Annotated in this window: 10 protein-coding genes; 5 read left to right on the top strand and 5 right to left on the bottom strand. The window is 74.1% G+C overall.

Going from position 1 to position 16482, the window contains the following annotated elements; genetic code table 11:
- Positions 1–54: 54 nt before the first annotated feature.
- The 3 genes from ACWEOH_RS12985 to ACWEOH_RS12995 all read left to right on the top strand — a co-directional run bounded on the left by ACWEOH_RS12985 (position 55) and on the right by ACWEOH_RS12995 (position 2995).
- On the top strand, positions 55–1149 hold the full coding sequence (locus ACWEOH_RS12985) for a Glu/Leu/Phe/Val dehydrogenase dimerization domain-containing protein (protein WP_452031496.1): 1095 nt from the start codon (positions 55–57) through the stop codon (positions 1147–1149).
- A 31-nt stretch (positions 1150–1180) separates the two neighbouring features.
- Positions 1181–2437 (top strand): dimethylargininase, encoded by a 1257-nt coding sequence (ddaH, locus tag ACWEOH_RS12990; protein ID WP_452031498.1) that lies wholly within the window; start codon positions 1181–1183, stop codon positions 2435–2437.
- A 99-nt stretch (positions 2438–2536) separates the two neighbouring features.
- Complete coding sequence (locus ACWEOH_RS12995; protein WP_452031500.1) at positions 2537–2995, top strand: SRPBCC domain-containing protein; 459 nt, start codon at positions 2537–2539, stop codon at positions 2993–2995.
- A gap of 75 nt (positions 2996–3070) precedes the next feature.
- Here ACWEOH_RS12995 and ACWEOH_RS13000 read toward each other — a convergent pair whose 3' ends face one another.
- Genes ACWEOH_RS13000 through ACWEOH_RS13015 form a run of 4 tightly spaced genes read right to left on the bottom strand, consistent with a single transcriptional unit; the run spans position 3071 to position 10594 of the window.
- Positions 3071–3754 (bottom strand): ABC transporter ATP-binding protein, encoded by a 684-nt coding sequence (locus ACWEOH_RS13000; RefSeq protein WP_452031502.1) that lies wholly within the window; start codon positions 3752–3754, stop codon positions 3071–3073.
- The gene (locus tag ACWEOH_RS13005; RefSeq protein WP_452031504.1) at positions 3751–4785 is read right to left on the bottom strand and encodes an ABC transporter ATP-binding protein; all 1035 of its coding nucleotides are present in this window, start codon (positions 4783–4785) and stop codon (positions 3751–3753) included. The genes ACWEOH_RS13000 and ACWEOH_RS13005 overlap by 4 nt, the downstream gene beginning before the upstream one ends.
- Positions 4782–7532 (bottom strand): FtsX-like permease family protein, encoded by a 2751-nt coding sequence (locus tag ACWEOH_RS13010; RefSeq protein WP_452031506.1) that lies wholly within the window; start codon positions 7530–7532, stop codon positions 4782–4784. The genes ACWEOH_RS13005 and ACWEOH_RS13010 overlap by 4 nt, the downstream gene beginning before the upstream one ends.
- A complete protein-coding gene (locus tag ACWEOH_RS13015) occupies positions 7529–10594 on the bottom strand; it encodes a hypothetical protein (protein ID WP_452031508.1) in 3066 nt (1021 codons plus the stop codon). Before ACWEOH_RS13015 ends, ACWEOH_RS13010 begins: the two co-directional genes overlap by 4 nt.
- 426 nt (positions 10595–11020) lie before the next feature.
- Here ACWEOH_RS13015 and ACWEOH_RS13020 point away from each other — a divergent pair, with 426 nt between their 5' ends.
- Both ACWEOH_RS13020 and ACWEOH_RS13025 read left to right on the top strand, forming a co-directional pair.
- Positions 11021–12946, top strand: coding sequence for an ABC transporter ATP-binding protein (locus ACWEOH_RS13020; RefSeq protein ID WP_452031510.1), 1926 nt, complete (start codon positions 11021–11023; stop codon positions 12944–12946).
- Positions 12946–14754, top strand: a complete 1809-nt coding sequence (locus ACWEOH_RS13025) for an ABC transporter ATP-binding protein (RefSeq protein ID WP_452031512.1) — start codon at positions 12946–12948, stop codon at positions 14752–14754. The genes ACWEOH_RS13020 and ACWEOH_RS13025 overlap by 1 nt, the downstream gene beginning before the upstream one ends.
- Positions 14755–14855: 101 nt before the next feature.
- On the opposite strand, the gene ACWEOH_RS13030 is transcribed toward ACWEOH_RS13025, so the two are convergent.
- Entirely contained in the window at positions 14856–16151 is a 1296-nt protein-coding gene (locus tag ACWEOH_RS13030) for a type III PLP-dependent enzyme (RefSeq protein ID WP_452031514.1), read from the bottom strand.
- Positions 16152–16482: the final 331 nt, after the last annotated feature.

The following is a 16482-nucleotide window of genomic DNA, read 5'->3' on the forward strand; positions in this document are numbered from 1 at the left end:
AGAAGGCGCCCGCACGGTTCCGCCCACGAAGCGGATGGACAAGGAGACCGATCGATGACGATCACCCACGCCCCGGCCACCCCTGCAGCCGAGGTCAGCGCAGCACTTCCCACTGAGGCCCCCGAGCACGAGCGCGTGCTCATCACCCGCGGTCCCCGCTCCGGCCTCACCATCATCGTCGCCGTGCACTCCACGCGCCTCGGCCAGGCCCTCGGCGGCGCGCGCGTCTGGCGCTACGGCCACTGGACCGACGCCCTCGCCGACGCCCTGCGCCTCTCGCAGGCCATGACCCTCAAGAACGCCGCGGCCGGCCTCGCGCGCGGCGGCGGCAAGTCCGTCGTCTGCATCCCCTCGGGCGTCACGCTCGACGAGCAGACCACCATCGCCGCGATGCTCGACCTCGGCGACGCCGTCGAGTCGCTCGACGGAGCGTACATGACCGCCGAAGACGTGGGCACGAGCGCCGAGCTCATGGCCGTCGTCGCCGAGCGCACCGCGCACGTGTGCGGCCTCCCGCCCGAGCAGGGCGGCGTCGGCGAGCCCGCCGACGCGACCGCCGCGGGCGTCTACGCCTCGATCCTCGCGACCCTCGGGCACGTGTTCGGGTCGAACGACGTGACGGGTCGCCACTTCGTCGTCGCCGGCCTCGGCCAGGTCGGCGGCCGCCTCGCGCGCAGCCTCGCCGCCGCGGGCGCCCGTCTCACGGTGACGGATGTCGCGGAGTCGAAGCGTGCGCTCGCCGAGGAGCTCGGCGCCACCTGGGTGGCGCCCGACCAGGCGCACCTCGTCGAGGCCGACGTGTTCGTGCCCTGCGGCCTCGGCGGCGTGCTCACGCGCGAGGTCGTCGACGCGCTGCGCGTGCGCGCGGTGGTCGGCGCGGCGAACAACCAGCTCGCGTCGCGCGACGTCGCCGCCCGCCTCACCGAGCGTCGCATCGTGTGGGCGCCCGACTTCGTGGCCAACGCCGGCGGCGTGATCTACCTCGACGTCGCGAGCGCGCCCGACGCCGACCAGGCGGCGCTCGACGCCCGGATCGCGGGCATCGGCGACACCGTGGCATCCGTGCTGCGCTCGGCCGAGGAGCACGGCACGACGACGCTCGCGGCCGCCGAGCGACTCGCCCGCGCCCGCCTCGACGCCGCGCGCTGAGGGGTCGGCACCGGCCGATAGGCTCGGTGCCATGACGTCCCCCGCCGCCACGCCCCCGCCCGCCCCTGCCCGGTTCCGGCCGGCGCCGACCACGGGGCGGCGGGTGCTGGCGGTGCTCACGTCGGCCGCCGTGGTGGCCGTCTCGGCGATGGTCGTCGCGCTGTTCTCGTTCTTCGTCGGCAACGGCCAGGACCCGCGGATCTTCTCGCAGCTCGTCCCGCACTTCGCGCTCGTCGCGCTCATCACGTGGCTCCTGCTGTCGATCGCGAACGCGCTCGGCGCGACTCGGGCGTGGTTCCTCGCGCTCATCACGGGCCTGACCTCGTCGTGCCTCGCGGCGCTGCTCGCCACCACCGTGACCGCCGCCGGCGCCGGCAACCCGCTGTCGGCGCAGCTGTACCTGTTCGTGGTCGGCTCGCTCGTGAGCCTCAACCTCGTGTTCATCCTCGCGGCGACGGCGGCCGAGGTGTTCCTCGCGCCGAAGGTGCTGCGCGGCATCCTGGGCTACGCCCCGAATCGCGCCCCGCGGCGCATGGCGCTCGTGCGCATCCCCGCGTCGAACCTCGACGAGGCAGAGCTGACGCATCGCGATCGCCTCCCCGTCGACAAGGAGCTCGCCGATGAGCAGTGGGACAACTACTGCGCCGCGCTGCTCGCCGAGGGATGGGAGACGCTCGAGATCGATGCGGCCCCCGAGCTCGCCGACTCGGTCTTCGTCGAGGACACCGTCGTGCTCTTCGGCGACCTCGCCGTGATCACGAGCCCCGGCGCGGAGTCGCGACGCCCCGAGATCGAGGCGGTCGAGCGCACCGTGCGCGCCATCCCCGGGCTCACCGTGCAGCGCATCGAGCTGCCGGGCACGCTCGACGGCGGCGACGTGCTGAAGGTCGACTCCACGGTGTACGTCGGCGCGTCGAGCCGCACGAACGCCGAGGGCATCCGACAGCTGCGCAACCTGCTCACGCCGCACGGCTACTCCGTGGTCGCCGTCCCGGTGACGAAGGCGCTGCACCTGAAGAGCACCATGACCGCGCTGCCCGACGGCACGATCATCGGCGACGCCGACCTCGTCGACGTGCCGAGCCTGTTCCCGCGGTTCCTGCCGGTGCCCGAGCCCGAGGGCGTCGCCGTCGTCGAGCTGTCGCCCGAATCGCTGCTCATGTCCTCGGCGGCGCCGAAGACCGCGGCGATGCTCGCCGACCTCGGCTATCGCGTCGTCACGGTCGACATCGGCGAGTTCGAGAAGCTCGAGGGCTGCGTCACGTGCCTGTCGGTGCGAGTGCGGTAACCGTTCGGCGGATTCCGGCGGTCATCGCAACCCGACGGATCCACTCCAGCGATGACCGCGCGCTCTACAATCGGCGTCAGGCAGAGAACGGGGGATCGGATGTCCACCACTGCGTCCGATGGAGTCGCCTCGACGACCCGGACCAGGTTCAGTCGCTCCACCCGCATCACCCAGCACATCGACGCCGACGCCGCCACGGTATGGCGACTGCTGACCACTGCGGCAGAGCAGCCCAGGTGGAACTCGACGGTCATCTCGGTGGAAGGCCGGATCGCGCTCGGCTCGAGGATCAAGCTCGTCTCGACACTCGACCCGAGCCGCACGTTCTCCCTGAAGGTCAAGGAGTTCGAGCCGAACGCGCGCCTGACGTTCGGCGATGCGATGTTCACTCGCACGTGCTCCCTCAGCGGCGAGGCCGGCGGCACGCGAGTCGTGATCGTCGAGCGCATCGGCGGTCCGCTCTACCCGTTCGTCGCTCGGAGGATCCCGCCGTTGGAGGAGAACTTCGAGCAGTTCACCGCCGACCTGAAGCAGGCAGCGGAAGCCGCGGCGTCCTGAGGATCGACCGCGATCGACGTGCGGCAGGTGGATTCCAGGGTCGGCACCGCCGCACGTCAGAACCCGGGGTTCGTCTCAGGCGATCGACGGGGCCTTGGTCCGTCCATCGTGCAACTCGAGCACGCGATCGGCACGGCGCACGAGCGCCGCGTCGTGGGTGGTCACCACCGCCGCCACGCCGCGCGCGTGCACGAGCTCGCCGATGAGGTCCATGACGGTCGCGGCCGTGCCGCTGTCGAGCTGGCCAGTCGGCTCGTCGGCGAGCAGCAGCTGCGGGCGAGCCGCCAGCGCGCGGGCGATGCCGACGCGCTGCTGCTGTCCGCCCGAGAGCTCGTAGGGACGCTGTGCCGCGTGCCCGCCGAGGCCGACGAGCTCGAGCGACTCGGCGACGCGCGCGTCGCGCTCTCCCGGCGCCATCCGCTGCAACCGCAGCGGTACCTCGACGTTCTCCGCCGCCGACAGCACGGGGATGAGCCCGAACGACTGGAAGACGTAGCCCAGGCGGTCGCGACGCACCGCGGCGAGCTCGTCCTCGCCGAGCGCCGACAGCTCGTCGTCGCCCAGGAACACGCGGCCCGCGGTCGGCCGGTCGAGGCCGCCGAGCAGGTTGAGGAGCGTGGTCTTGCCCGCGCCCGACGGGCCGGTCACGACGAGGAGCTCGCCGGGGCGCACCTCGAGCGAGACGTCCTGCACGGCGTGCACTGCCTCGCCCGCCGTCTCGAAGACGCGGCTCACCGCTTCGGCTCGCAGCGTGGTCATCGGTCCTCCTCGGGTGCGGTGTCTGGGGCGTCGTCGGATGCCGGGGCGGCATGGCGGCCGCGGTGCGGCGGTGCCGCGTCGGGCACGGATGCCGCGGGCGGCATGCCAGCGGAGGGCACGCGTCGCGGCGGGGCATCCGCACCCTCGTGGCCCGGCCACACGCCCACGTGATCCGGCTCGAGCGCGAGCCGCACCCGATCGCGGAGCGCGAGGCTCTGCACGAACTCGTGGGGGAGCTGCAGGCGACCGACCCGGTCGAGCACCGCGAACTCCTCGGCGACGTGCTCCTCGGCGCCGTGCTCGTCGACACGCGTCGAGCGGAGCACCTCGGTGGACGTGCGGCCGTCGCGGATCTGCACCGTGCGCCGCACGTGGCCCGACACCGTCGGGTCGTGGGTCACGATGAGCGTCGTCACGCCGAGCTCCTCGTTGACGCCGCGCATCGCCTCGAGCACCGACGCCGAGGTGGCCTCGTCGAGCTCGCCGGTCGGCTCGTCGGCGAGCAGCACGAGAGGCGCATTCGCGAGCGCGACCGCGATGGCGACGCGCTGCTGCTGCCCGCCCGACAGCTCACTCGGACGACGGTCGCGCGCCTCGCCCACGCCGGTCAGCTCGAGCAGTTCGTCGACCCGATGCGCCCGCTCCGAGCCGCGGCGCGTGCGTGCGACGTTCATCGCGAGGGCGATGTTCTCGCCGGCCGTGAGGTAGGGCAGGAGGTTCCGCGAGGTCTGCTGCCACACGAAGCCGACGGTGCGCCGTTGGTAGACCACGCGTTCGCGCGAACCCATGGTGAGCAGGTCGTGGCCCGCCACTCGTGCGACACCCGCCGTGGCGGTGTCGAGCCCCGACAGGATCGTGAGCAGCGTCGACTTGCCCGAGCCCGAGGCGCCGACGACGGCCACCATCTCACCCGGGTCGACGCGGAGGTTGAGGCCCTGCAGCGCCTGCACCTCGACCCCGTCGGCGGTGAAGATCCGCACGAGGTCGGTGCACAGGATGTGCGGTTCCGTCGTCTCGGCCACGCCGATCATCCTTCCTCCTCCTTGCGCATCGCGCGAGCCGCGTTGACCCGGCTGCCGATGCGCGCGGCGGCCCATGCAGCCGCCACCGATACGAGCACCGAACCCGCGAGCACCGCCGTGATGAGCCACGGGTCGTAGGCGATCGCCGGCTGCGCGTCGCCGGCCGTGAACGCGCGCAGGTCGACGCCCTGCAGCACGACCACGGGCAGCACGACGCCGAGCGCGGCGCCGACGACGACCGCCACGACCGCCACGGGCCCGACCTCCCAGGCGACGAGCGCCTGTTCGCCGCGCCGCCCGAGGCCGAGCGTCGCGAGCAGGGGCAGCAGCCGGTCGCGGGCGGGTCGTCCCACCACGAGTGTGAGCACGATCGCAAGGGCCGTCAGCAGGCTCGCGAGCACGATCGCGGCGACGAGTCCCACCACGAGTCCCTGCGCGGTGGGACGGCTCGACAGCTCCGCGGCGAGATCGTCGGGCGTGGTCACGGTCGTGCCGTCGCCCGCGATCGACGCGAGGGCGGTGGTGACCGCTCGGGCGTCGGCGCCGGGCTCGAAGCGCACCAGCACCGTGCGCGGCACGAGCGTGTCGGTGAACGGCTCGGCGTTCGCGCGGTCCATGAGCACCCAGTTGGCGCGCGGGGAGTACGCGGTGCGGCCGTCGACCACGTCAAGCGCGCGGAACGCCTGGCCGTCGAGCTCGGCAGAGTCGGCCTGCCCGACGAGCTCGTCGACGATGCCCGAGAGGAGCACCGGCACGCCGTCGTCGTCCGTCGCGTCGGCGAGGGCCTCGGGCAGCGGGGTGGCGTCGGCGCGGCCGGCCTGCACGGCGCGCATCTCGGCGGCGTCCACGACGATGAGGGTCGTCGAGCGCGGTCGACCGTCGAGTGAGAGGTCCGCGCCGCGTGTCGAGTACACCGGGGCGATCGCCTCCACCCCGGGCACGGCGCGGAACTCGTCGAGCTGGGCGAGCGTCAGCGGCATGCCCGACACCGCGGCATCCGCCCCGACCTGCCGGTCGGCGGCCCGATCGACGCCGGACTGCACCGTGCCGAGCAGCACGGCCGAGAACACGGCGACCGAGACGCCGACGACGACCGCGAGCACCGGCACGAGGCCCGCGCTCGGGTCGCGCAGCGCCCGCGCCGAGCCGAGGAACGGCACGAGGCCCGACCGGGCGCCGGTAGCGCGGACCAGGCGAGCGAGCGGCAGCGGATAGAGGCGGAGCACCACGATGCAGGCGACGAGCGCGAGCAGCAGCGGCACCGCCGCGAGGAGCGGGTCCACGCCGGTCTCGGCGGCGGACGTCGAGAGTCCGCGCCGCAGGAGCAGCACCACGGCGGCCGCCGCCAGCAGCACCACGACGAGCTCGACGATCCACCGGAACCGGCCGCCGCGGGCGCCGCCGAGATCGGCACGGGCGCGCCGCAGGGGGCTCAGGGCCGGGGCCGACGCGACGAGCAGGATGGCGGGGGTCACGGCGAACGCGGCGACGAGCAGCCATCCGCCCGGCCCGGCGTCGGCGGCGACGGCCAAGGTGCCGGCGATGCCGCCGACCAGGGCCGCAGGCACGCCGATCATGAGCCCCTCGAGGCCGAGGATGCCGCGGAGCTGGCCGGTCGCGGCGCCGCGCGCCGCGGCGAGCTCGAGCCCGGTGCGACGTCGCTCGAAGACCACCCGGCCGCCGAGCACGAGCACGGCGATCATGACGCCGATCGGACCCGACGCGATGGTCGCGAGCACGGCGTCGCTCGCGGCCGCGGCGGACGCGGCCTCGCCGAGCGCCTCGCCGAGCCCGCTCAGGAAGCCGACGTCGCCGACCGTCGCGACGAAGCCGCTGAAGTCGCCGGAGCCGAGGTTGTGCACGGCGCTCGAGAACTCGCCAAGCTGTCCGCGCAATTCGGCCGTCTCGCCGGCGACGATCCGGTCGGGCTCGACGGGGATCCACGCCTGCATGATCGTCGGCAGGCTGACCTCCGCGAGGGCGGGCCACGAGCCCGGGTCGACGAAGACGACGCCCGTGATGATCGGCGGGGCGAGTCCGTTGTCGACGACCGACGGCGTCAGCGCGCTGGCCACGTGGGTCCAGATGCCCGCGTCGGCATCCACGGGCGCGGCGGTGCCCACGAGCCGGATGGGCTGGTCGAGGGTGCCCTGGCCGAACGTCCGCACCTCGCCGAGCTCCCAGTCCATGCGGTCGGCGACGGCATCGATGATCACGACGTCGAGGGGCGTCACGCCGTCGAGACCGCCCTGGACGGGCGTGGGCCAGTCGCCCGAGATGAGCTCGACGTGCTCGCGCAGGCGCGGGTCGAATCCGGGCATCACCCGGTACTCGGGCGAGCTCGGCGAGGCGCCGGGCACGCGCGCCCGGACCGGCCCCATGGTGAGCGCGGTAAGCGGCTCGCCCGTGATGCCGTGCAGCGGCTCGGGCAACCCGTCGCGGATGCCGCGGAGGAGGTCCTCCTGGTGCCCCCAGACCGCGTCGACGTCGTCGGCGAGCGACGTGCCCCCGGTCGACGGGCCGGCGTCGGGGTGCGCCCGCGTCTCGGTGGTGAGGTCGAGCTCGTTCGCCGGGAACTGCGCGAGGTGCTCGGCGAGGGCCGCGTCGTGCAGCGCGGCGACCGCCCGCGGCACGGCGGTGGCGAGGAACGCCCCGACGAGCACGAGCACCGCCAGCGCGATGGAGGCCCCGGGGCCGGCGAGGAACTGCCGGCGCAGCAGGCCGGGCGTCGACAGGTGCGAACGGTGCCCGCTCATCGCTCCTCCTCCCGCAGGCCCGGCTGGGCGGCCACGCGTCGCACGGATGCCGCGGCGCCCGCGCCGATCGCGGCCGCGAGCCCGAGGAACGCGACGAGCGCGACGGCCCATGGCAGCCAGTCGACCTGCGCCGGGACGGGCAGTGCGGCCGGTGCGCCGGCGACGGACGCCCGGGCGAGCTCGCGTGCGGTCACGAGGGCCGTGGCGGCGCCGACGAGGACGCCCACCGCGCTCGCCGCGAGCACCGCAGCGGCGAGCTCCGCGAAGCGGGCGCGCGCCTGCACGCGGGCGGGCACGCCCACCACGCGCAGCACCACGACCTCGCCGAAGCGGGCGCGGCCGAGGGCGGCGACGAGCGCGACGACGGCCACGAGGGCGAACAGCAGCGCGCCGACGGCCCCGACCCACAGCGCGGCGAGGGCGGTCGCGATGAACGGCGACGACGAGGCATCCGTCGCCGTGCGCGTGGTGAGGGCCGCCGTGCGGTCGCGCTCGATCGTCGCGGCGACACGGTCGGGCTCGGCGGTCGCGAGCCAGCGTTCGGTGGAGGCCGGCACGCCCGCGCCGGCGTCGAACGCGGCTCGGGACAGCGCGCCGAGATCGGCGAGGATGGCGGCGTCGCCCGCGCCGGGGACGGTGTCGACGACGCCGGCCACCACGGCGTCGACGTCGGCGCCGCCCGTGAGCAGGCGGAAGGCGAGCGGATCGCCGGGCCCGGCCTGGATGTCGTCGGCGAGGGCGGCGCCGAGGAGGACGGGGAGCGGGTCGGCGGATCCGGCAGCGGTCGGGATCCGCCCGCTCGGACGGGTCGAGGAGAGCTCGATCGTGCCGTCCACCGCGAGGTCCTCCGAGGCCCCGGCGTCATCGCCGCCGACGGCCGCCACCTCGTCGATCGCCACGGCGACGTCGTCGGCATCCTGCGCGCCCGACAGCGACGCGGCGAAACCCAGCAGGCGCAGGCCCGGTGCATCGGGCAGCTGCGCCTGGGCCGTGCCGCCGCCGTCGGCGACCGCGAACTCCCCGGCCGGCAGCCGGCTCGCGTCGCCGTCGGCGCCGAGGACCCAGGCCGACACCGCCACCGAGCCGGGCGTGCCGGCGGGCGCGTCGATGACCACGCGCGCGGTCACGGACTCGGCGCCGTCGGGAAGTGCGGGTGCGGCGGACTCGCCCGAGGCGACGAGCTGCTCGGCGGCATCGCCGGCGGCGCGGTCGTCGTCGAGCCCGGTCTCCGCCGACCACGCGGCAACGGGCAGCGCGAGGATGGTCGCGGGCTCCGAGCCGATCCGGGCCTCGCCGCGGGCCACCGGCACACTGCCGGCGACGCCCTCGACGTCGGCGAACGGATCGACGAGCGCGAGCGGGTCGTCGCCGCGCACGATGTCGCGTCCGGCGAAGACCACGCGCACGTCGCCGCCGGTCTCGACGGCCGAGGCGGCCCGGTCGAACGCCTGCCAGCTCCCCGCGAACACCGCCGCGAGCGTGATCCCGGCGACGCCGAGCATCGCCACGAGCGACGCCGACGAGTACGACGCCGCGCGCCGGGCCAGCTGGCGCATCGGCAGCGCGGGGACGAGGCCGGGCGGTCGCGCGCCGACGCGCTCGAGCAGCAGGCCGATCGGGCGCGTGAGCAGCTGCGCGGCGAGGCACAGGGCCACGAGCACGAGCACGGGCGCGAGCACGGCGAGCGGGTCGACCTCGACGGTCCCCGCCGCGCTCCGCACGAGCGGCGAGCCGTAGAGGCGGAACTGCCACAGCGCCACCGCCGCGGCGACCGCGAGCAGCACGGCGCCGCCCGCGGCGGCGAGGCGCGGCATCCGCCCGACCTCGTCGCCCGAGCCGCGCACGACCGGCCGTGCAGCGTCCCGCCAGGCCCGCCCGGCCGCGAGCAGCACGGCGCCGACGACCGCCACGGATGCCGCGACGAGCGCGAGCGGCCAGGCGCGGGCCTCCCCGGGGCGCAGCACCGCGAGCACCGCCTCGGCTGCGATCGCGCCGACGACCGCCGCCGGGACGCCGACCACGAGGACCTCGATCGCGGTGTCGCGTGCGAGCCGGGTCGCCGAGGCACCGCGGGCGCGCAGCAGCACCGTCTCGCCGCGGCGCGATGACGCGAGCAGCGCGGCGAGCCGGTCGAGCGCGGCGAATCCGGCGAAGGCGAGCAGGAGCAGGGGGAGCGGGGCGATCGCGCGCACCGCGCCGAGCCCGGCAAGCAGGCGGTCGAGGGTCGCGCCCAGGCCGCCGAGCGCGGCGAGTCCGTCGGTGCCGACCGCCTCGTCCGCCCGGAGCGCCGGCTCCACGTTCGGGAGGGCCGAGCGCAGCGCCGTGGCGGCGTCGGGCGTCAGCGCGTCGGCGTCGACGGTCGCCGTCCAGCGCACGATCGTGGCGGCCGGGAGGTCGTCCATGGCGTCGTCGCCGACGAGGAACGGGCCGCCGCCCTCCTCGACGGCGCCGGTGGCGACGATCGGCTCGCCGAACCAGGCGGGCTCGGCGGGATCGACGGGCGACCAGGTGCCGACGACGAGCAGCCGCCGCGGGCCGTCGCCGTCCTCCAGCTCGATCACGTCGCCCTCGGCGAGGTCGAGCGCGGCGGCTGCGGCGGCGCGCACCGCCGTGGGCAGCGCGTCGGCCTCGGCCGCGGCCGACATGGCGTCGTCGGCGTCGGGCCACGATCCGCTCTCGAGCTCGGCCCGGTCGGGCACGCCCGCGTCGGCGAGCAGCACGGCGCCGAACGCGGTGCCGTCGTCGGCGACGGCGTCGACGGGCGCGGTCTCGACGGTGCGGGTCCAGGCGGCGCCGTGCGGCACGATCATGCGGTCGAGCACGGATGCCGCGGCATCCGCCTGCGCGTCGGCGTCGCGTGCGAGGCGGATCTGCCAACGCGCGGCGGCGTCGATTCCCGTGGTCGACGCGAGCTCCGCACGCAGGCCCGAGGTCGACGCGCCCGCGAGCGCGTCCGCGACGCCCGTGCCGAGGCCGGCGAGGAGGAGCACGACGGCCGCGACCGATCCGAGCACGCCCGCACGCGCGGCAGCGCGCGCGAACGCGATGCGCAGTGCTCCCACGGGGTCTCCTCGAGACGTCGGTCCGGTCGCGCGAGGGCGTGGTGTAGGGCACCGCCGCGCGCGTCGACGAATTCGCACAGCGTACCCCGCAGATCGGTCTTGCATGCGACCGTCGAATCCCCATAGGCTGTAGGGCTGGCCTGGGCGAGAAATCGCCGGCCACGAGGTTCGACGACGACGACGCAGGAGGACACCATGACGACAGACAGCTACGCCCGCACGGTCGCGGTCGGCGGCGCTGCCCGTCCGGCGTTCCTCGTGCACGAGGGCATCTCCGGGTAGCTCCGCTCCCAGCCCCGCAGGCGCAGCCTGCACGATCCGCGGCATCGGCCCGCGCCCTGACGCGCCACTCGCGCGTCGCTCGATCCAGCACGCCGCTCGGCGTCCCACGAGGACGCCCAGCTGCGCCTTCCGGAAGGAACCGGCTTGTCAGCCACCCCGCTCCACCAGGACCCCTCCGTCGCACGCGTCGGCACCGTGCGTGCGCTGTACCGGCTGCGCACGTACATCGGCCCCGCGATGGTCGCGATCGTCGCCAGCATGGCGGCCTACCTCGTCGCGCAGCTCATCGCGCTCGCCATCCCGCAGGTGCTCGAGTCGATCGTCGACGGCCCGCTGGCCGACGGCGACCGCGCGGCCGTGGTGCCGCTGTCGCTGCTCGTGCTCGCCCTCGGCGTCGGCGAGGCGGCGATGTTCGCGCTGCGCCGGTGGCTCGTGCTCACGCCGACCACCCGGGTCGAGGCGCGCATGCGCAACGCGCTCTACGCCAAGCTCCAGGACCTGCCCGTGAGCTTCCACGACCGCTGGCCGAGCGGGCAGCTGCTCTCGCGCGCCGTGAGCGACCTCGGGCTCATCCGCCGCTGGCTCGCCTTCGGGCTCGTGCTGCTGGTCGGCAACCTGCTCGTGCTCATCGTGGGCGCGGTCGTGCTCATCTCGATGAACTGGGTGCTCGGGCTCGTCTTCCTCGCCTGCTCGGTCCCGCTGTGGATCGTCGGCTACCGCTTCGAGGGCCGCTACTCCGAGGTGTCGCGGCGCAGCCAGGACCAGTCGGGCGACCTCGCCACGGCGGTCGAGGAGTCGGTGCACGGCATCCGCGTGCTGAAGGCGTTCGGGCGCGGCAAGCACGCGCTCAGCTCGTTCCGCGCGCAGGCCGAGCAGCTGCGCTCGACCGAGATGGAGAAGGCGCGCCTCGACGCGAACATCTGGGTGTGGATCCTCATCGTGCCGACGGTCGCGCTCGCGATCTGCCTCGTGCTCGGGGTGTGGCTCGCATCGCAGGGGCAGCTCTCGATGGGCCAGCTCGTCGCGTTCTTCGCGACGGCGGCGGTGCTCGCGTGGCCGATCGAGTCGATCGGGTTCCTGCTCGCGTTCTCGCTGGACGCGCGCACGGCGACCGACCGGTTCTTCGACATCATGGACAGCCGAAACGACGTGACCGACCCGGAGCGTGCGGCGTCGGTCGAGCGCCCGCGCGGCGAGCTCGCGTTCGACGACGTGCACTTCCGCTACCAGGACTCCCCCGAGCGCTTCGGCGACCTGCTCGACGGGGTGGACCTCGTGCTGCAGCCGGGCGAGACCATGGCGCTCGTCGGACTCACGGGCAGCGGCAAGACCACCATGACGGCGCTCACGACGCGGCTCTACGACGTCACGTCGGGTTCCGTGACGCTCGACGGCGTCGACGTGCGCGCGCTCACGCGCGAGGAGCTGCGCCGGCACATCGCGATGGCGTTCGAGGACGCGACCCTGTTCTCGGCGTCGGTGCGCGAGAACGTGCTGCTCGGCCGCCCCGAGCTCGCGAGCGAGGACCCGGCCACCCGCGCCGAGGCCCAGCGTGTGCTCGACGAGGCGCTGCGCATCGCGCAGGCCGGCTTCGCGTACGACCTGCCCGACGGCGTGGAGACGAAGGTCGGCGAGGAGGGCATGAGCCTCTCGGGCGGCCAGCGGCAGCGTCTCGCGCTCGCACGCGCGGTGGCGGCGCGGCCGTCGGTGCTCGTGCTCGACGACCCGTTGTCGGCGCTCGACGTCACGACCGAGGCGAAGGTGGAGGCGGAGCTGCGCACCGTGCTCGCCGATACGACCGCGCTCATCGTCGCGCACCGTCCGTCGACGGTCATGCTCGCCGATCGGGTGGCGCTCCTCGAGGAGGGCCGCATCACCGCGGTCGGCACGCACTCGGAGCTCCTGCGCGAGTCCGAGCACTACCGCTTCGTCATCTCGAGCCTCGAGGACGAGGAGCGTCGCGCCAAGGCGGAGGCATCCGACCTGATCGAGGACGAGGAGCTGTCGGAGACGGCCGCGTCGGCCGGGACCCGACCACCCGAAGAGACCGTACGAGAGGAGGCGATCTGATGAGCACCGTGACCGGCGTGCAGGGCGAGGAGCGCCACGAGTACACGAAGGCCGAGTCGCGCCAGATCCGGGCGCGCAGCCTGCGGCTGCTCGGGTCGCTGCTGCACCCGCTGCGTGCGCAGCTGTGGGCCACGATGGCGATCATCGTGGTCTCGACCGCGGCGCAGGTCGCCGGCCCGGCGATCATCGCGTACGGCATCGACCAGGGCCTGCCCGCGCTCATGCAGCAGGACTGGATGCCGGTGGGCCTGGCCGGCGTGGCGTACCTCGTGACGGGCGCCGTCGGCGCGTTCCTCATCGCGTGGTACATCCGCCTGTCGGCGCGCGTCAGCCAGGCCGTGCTCATCGACCTGCGCACGCGCGTGTTCCTGCACACGCAGAAGCTCTCGCTCGAGTTCCACGAGTCGTACACGTCGGGTCGCATCATCTCGCGGCAGACGAGCGACCTCGACGCGATCCGGGAGCTGCTCGACGAGGGCATCAACCAGCTCGTGCGCGGCGTGCTCTACATGGTGTTCACCGCGATCGCGCTCGTGTGGCTGGACTGGGTATCGGGCCTCGTGCTCGTCGCCACGCTCCTGCCGCTCGCGCTGCTCACGCGGTGGTTCCAGCTGCGCTCGCAGAAGCTGTTCCGCCGCTCGCGGGTCGCGAGCGCGAAGCTCATCGTCCAGTTCGTCGAGACGATGACGGGCATCCGCGCCGTGCAGGCGTTCCGGAAGGAGCGACGCAACGAGCGCGAGTTCGGCGACCTCGTCGAGGACTACCGCGACGTGAACGCGCGCGTGCTCGGCCTGTTCGCGATCTACAACCCGTCGCTCGCGCTCATCGGCAACATCGCGGTCGCGGCCGTGCTGCTCATCGGCGGCTTCCGCGTCGTCGACGGGGCCCTCGAGGTCGGCGTGCTGCTCGCGGCGGTGCTGTACACCAAGCGCTTCTTCGACCCGATGGAGGAGCTGGCGATGTTCTACAACTCCTACCAGTCGGCAGCCTCCGCCCTCGAGAAGATCTCGGGCGTGCTGGAGGAGCAGCCCAGCGTGCCCGACCCGACGCACCCGGTCGACCTCTGGACGGCCGACGGCGCCGTGCGGTTCGAGCGCGTCGAGTTCGCGTACACGGCCGACCGCGTCGTGCTGCCCCGGTTCGACCTCGAGGTCCCGGCCGGGCAGACCGTCGCGCTCGTGGGGTCGACCGGCGCCGGGAAGTCGACGCTCGCGAAGCTCATCGCGCGGTTCTACGACCCGAGCGACGGGGTCGTGGAACTCGACGGCGTCGACCTGCGGCGGCTGCACCCGAAGGACCTGCGCCGCGCGATCGTCATGGTCACGCAGGAGGCGTACCTGTTCTCGGGTTCGGTCGCCGACAACATCGCCCTCGGGCGGCCCGACGCGTCGTTCGACGAGATCGTGGCTGCGGCGAAGGCGGTGGGCGCGCACGAGTTCATCGAGTCGCTGCCGAACGGCTACGACACCGACGTGAACAAGCGGGGCGGACGCGTGAGCGCGGGTCAGCGGCAGCTGATCTCGTTCGCGCGCGCGTTCCTCGCGAACCCGGCCGTGCTGATCCTCGACGAGGCGACCTCCTCGCTCGACATCCCGAGCGAGCGCCTCGTGCAGGAGGGCCTGCAGTCGCTGCTCGCCGACCGCACGGCGGTCATCATCGCGCACCGCCTCTCGACGGTCGCGATCGCCGACCGCGTGCTCGTCATGGAGCACGGCCGCATCGTCGAGGACGGCGCACCCGCCGACCTCATCGGCGGGGAGGGCCGGTTCGCGGCGCTGCATGCGGCCTGGCGCGACTCGCTCGTCTAGGGGGCGAGGCGAACGGGCGGATGCCGCGGGCACGGGCTCGCGGCATCCGCTCACGTCGTGCGGTGCACACGGGCTCGCGGCATCCGCTGACGCTCGGACGCTCACGCCGCCACGACGACGACGGGCGCCGTCGCGCTGCCGGTGGCGCCTGCGGCGGCGGCCACCGTGTACGCGCCCATCATCGGGCTGAGCAGCAGGTCGCCCGCATGCAGGGTCGGCAGCGGCATGGCCCTGGCGATCACGTCGAGGCGGTCGGACGCGGGTCCTGCGAGCGTGACCGGGCGGTGGCCGCGCATCCGGAGCCGTCGCTCGACGCGGGCCCGCTCGGGTTCGCGCACCGGCTGCGCGTCGAGCTCGGTCGCCGCGAAGACCAGCGGATGCGCCTGCTCGGAGGGGATGTTCGAGTACGCGCCGGAGGCGCCGTCGTCGAGGTACGCCCATTCCCCGTCGGGGCGCTCGGACGTGCCGACGACACGGGAGACGAGCGTCATCGCAGGTGCCGAGACGAATCGTCCGGGCTCGACGAGGATCCGGTAGCGCGACGGCGCGGCCGCGAGGGCCGAGCGGATGCCTCCCGCGAGCTGGGCGAACGCCGGGACGGGCTCGTCGTAGGCGATCGGGAACCCGCCGCCGATGTCGAGCGTGTCGAACCGGATGCCGTGCTCGTGCTCGAGCCGTCGCATCAGCACGAGCGTGCGGTGGATGGCGCGCATCCATGGCTCCGCCGAGACGGTCTGGCTGCCGACGTGGAACGTGAATCCGGCGACGCGCAGCCCCACGCGGAGGCAGTGCGCGATGAGCGCGTCGGCCTCCTCCGGCGGGACGCCGAACTCCGACGTGTCGCGGTCGGCGGCGGGATCGGGGAACGAGAGCCGCACGAGCGCGGCGACGCCGGGAAGCCAGCGGAACTTGTCGATCTCCGAGTGGCGGTCGACGACGAACGTCCGGATGCCGCGCAGGTACGCGCCCGTGATGTCGGCCACCGACTTCACGGGGTGGCTGTGGACGCACCGGCCGATCGCGACGCCCTCGCGCTCGAGGAGGTCGATCTCGCCGCGCGACTCGACCTCGAAGGTCGCGCCGAACGCGTCGACCGCTCGGATGACGGCGGGATGGGGGAGCGACGTGGTCGCGAAATGGATCTCCACGTCGGGCAGCTCGCGGCGGAGCGCGAGCAGCTGCGTCGTGACGCGGTCGACGTCGAGCACGAACAGGGGGCTGCCGTGCCGGCGCACGAGGTCGGTCACGTGCAGGCGGGCGGCGTCGGCGGCGAGCTGTCGCCGCACCTCCTCGCGGTGCGGCGGCTGCTCCGGCAGGATCGCATCCCGGTCGGTCCTGGTGATGCGGACGGCACGCCCGGCGATGCGCCGGGTCCGTTCCGCGATCGTGGTGGTCATCGCAGTGCCCCTTCACGGTGGGGTTCGGAGACGGGATCGTCTGCGGATGCCCCGGGCGAGCGGAGTGCGTCGCGGAGGCCCAGCTCCTGCAGCCGATCGATCGTGGACATGCCTCGATGGTGCTCGCGGGTCGAAGCGGCCGGGTCCGGGCGGTCACCCCGATCGCATGCACGCTGCCACTGAACGTTCGGACGGGTGCCCGGAGTCGGCCGCGCGGTGCGGAAACACGGGGATCCACCCCCAGAACTGGGTCGGACCGGGCACGGGGCGGACGCGATACAGTCGGCACAGGCGGGCGGCATCCCCCGAACGGTTGCGCCTGCCCTCGGAC

This window comes from Agromyces sp. NPDC004153, assembly GCF_053603635.1.

What these genes read in the sequence shown, in the direction of transcription:
- ACWEOH_RS12985 (WP_452031496.1), top strand. Translation starts at nt 55, where the DNA reads ATGACGATCACCCACGCCCCGGCCACCCCTGCAGCCGAGGTCAGCGCA.
- ddaH (WP_452031498.1), top strand. Translation starts at nt 1,181, where the DNA reads ATGACGTCCCCCGCCGCCACGCCCCCGCCCGCCCCTGCCCGGTTCCGG.
- ACWEOH_RS12995 (WP_452031500.1), top strand. Translation starts at nt 2,537, where the DNA reads ATGTCCACCACTGCGTCCGATGGAGTCGCCTCGACGACCCGGACCAGG.
- ACWEOH_RS13000 (WP_452031502.1), bottom strand. Translation starts at nt 3,754, where the DNA reads ATGACCACGCTGCGAGCCGAAGCGGTGAGCCGCGTCTTCGAGACGGCG.
- ACWEOH_RS13005 (WP_452031504.1), bottom strand. Translation starts at nt 4,785, where the DNA reads ATGATCGGCGTGGCCGAGACGACGGAACCGCACATCCTGTGCACCGAC.
- ACWEOH_RS13010 (WP_452031506.1), bottom strand. Translation starts at nt 7,532, where the DNA reads ATGAGCGGGCACCGTTCGCACCTGTCGACGCCCGGCCTGCTGCGCCGG.
- ACWEOH_RS13025 (WP_452031512.1), top strand. Translation starts at nt 12,946, where the DNA reads ATGAGCACCGTGACCGGCGTGCAGGGCGAGGAGCGCCACGAGTACACG.
- ACWEOH_RS13030 (WP_452031514.1), bottom strand. Translation starts at nt 16,151, where the DNA reads ATGACCACCACGATCGCGGAACGGACCCGGCGCATCGCCGGGCGTGCC.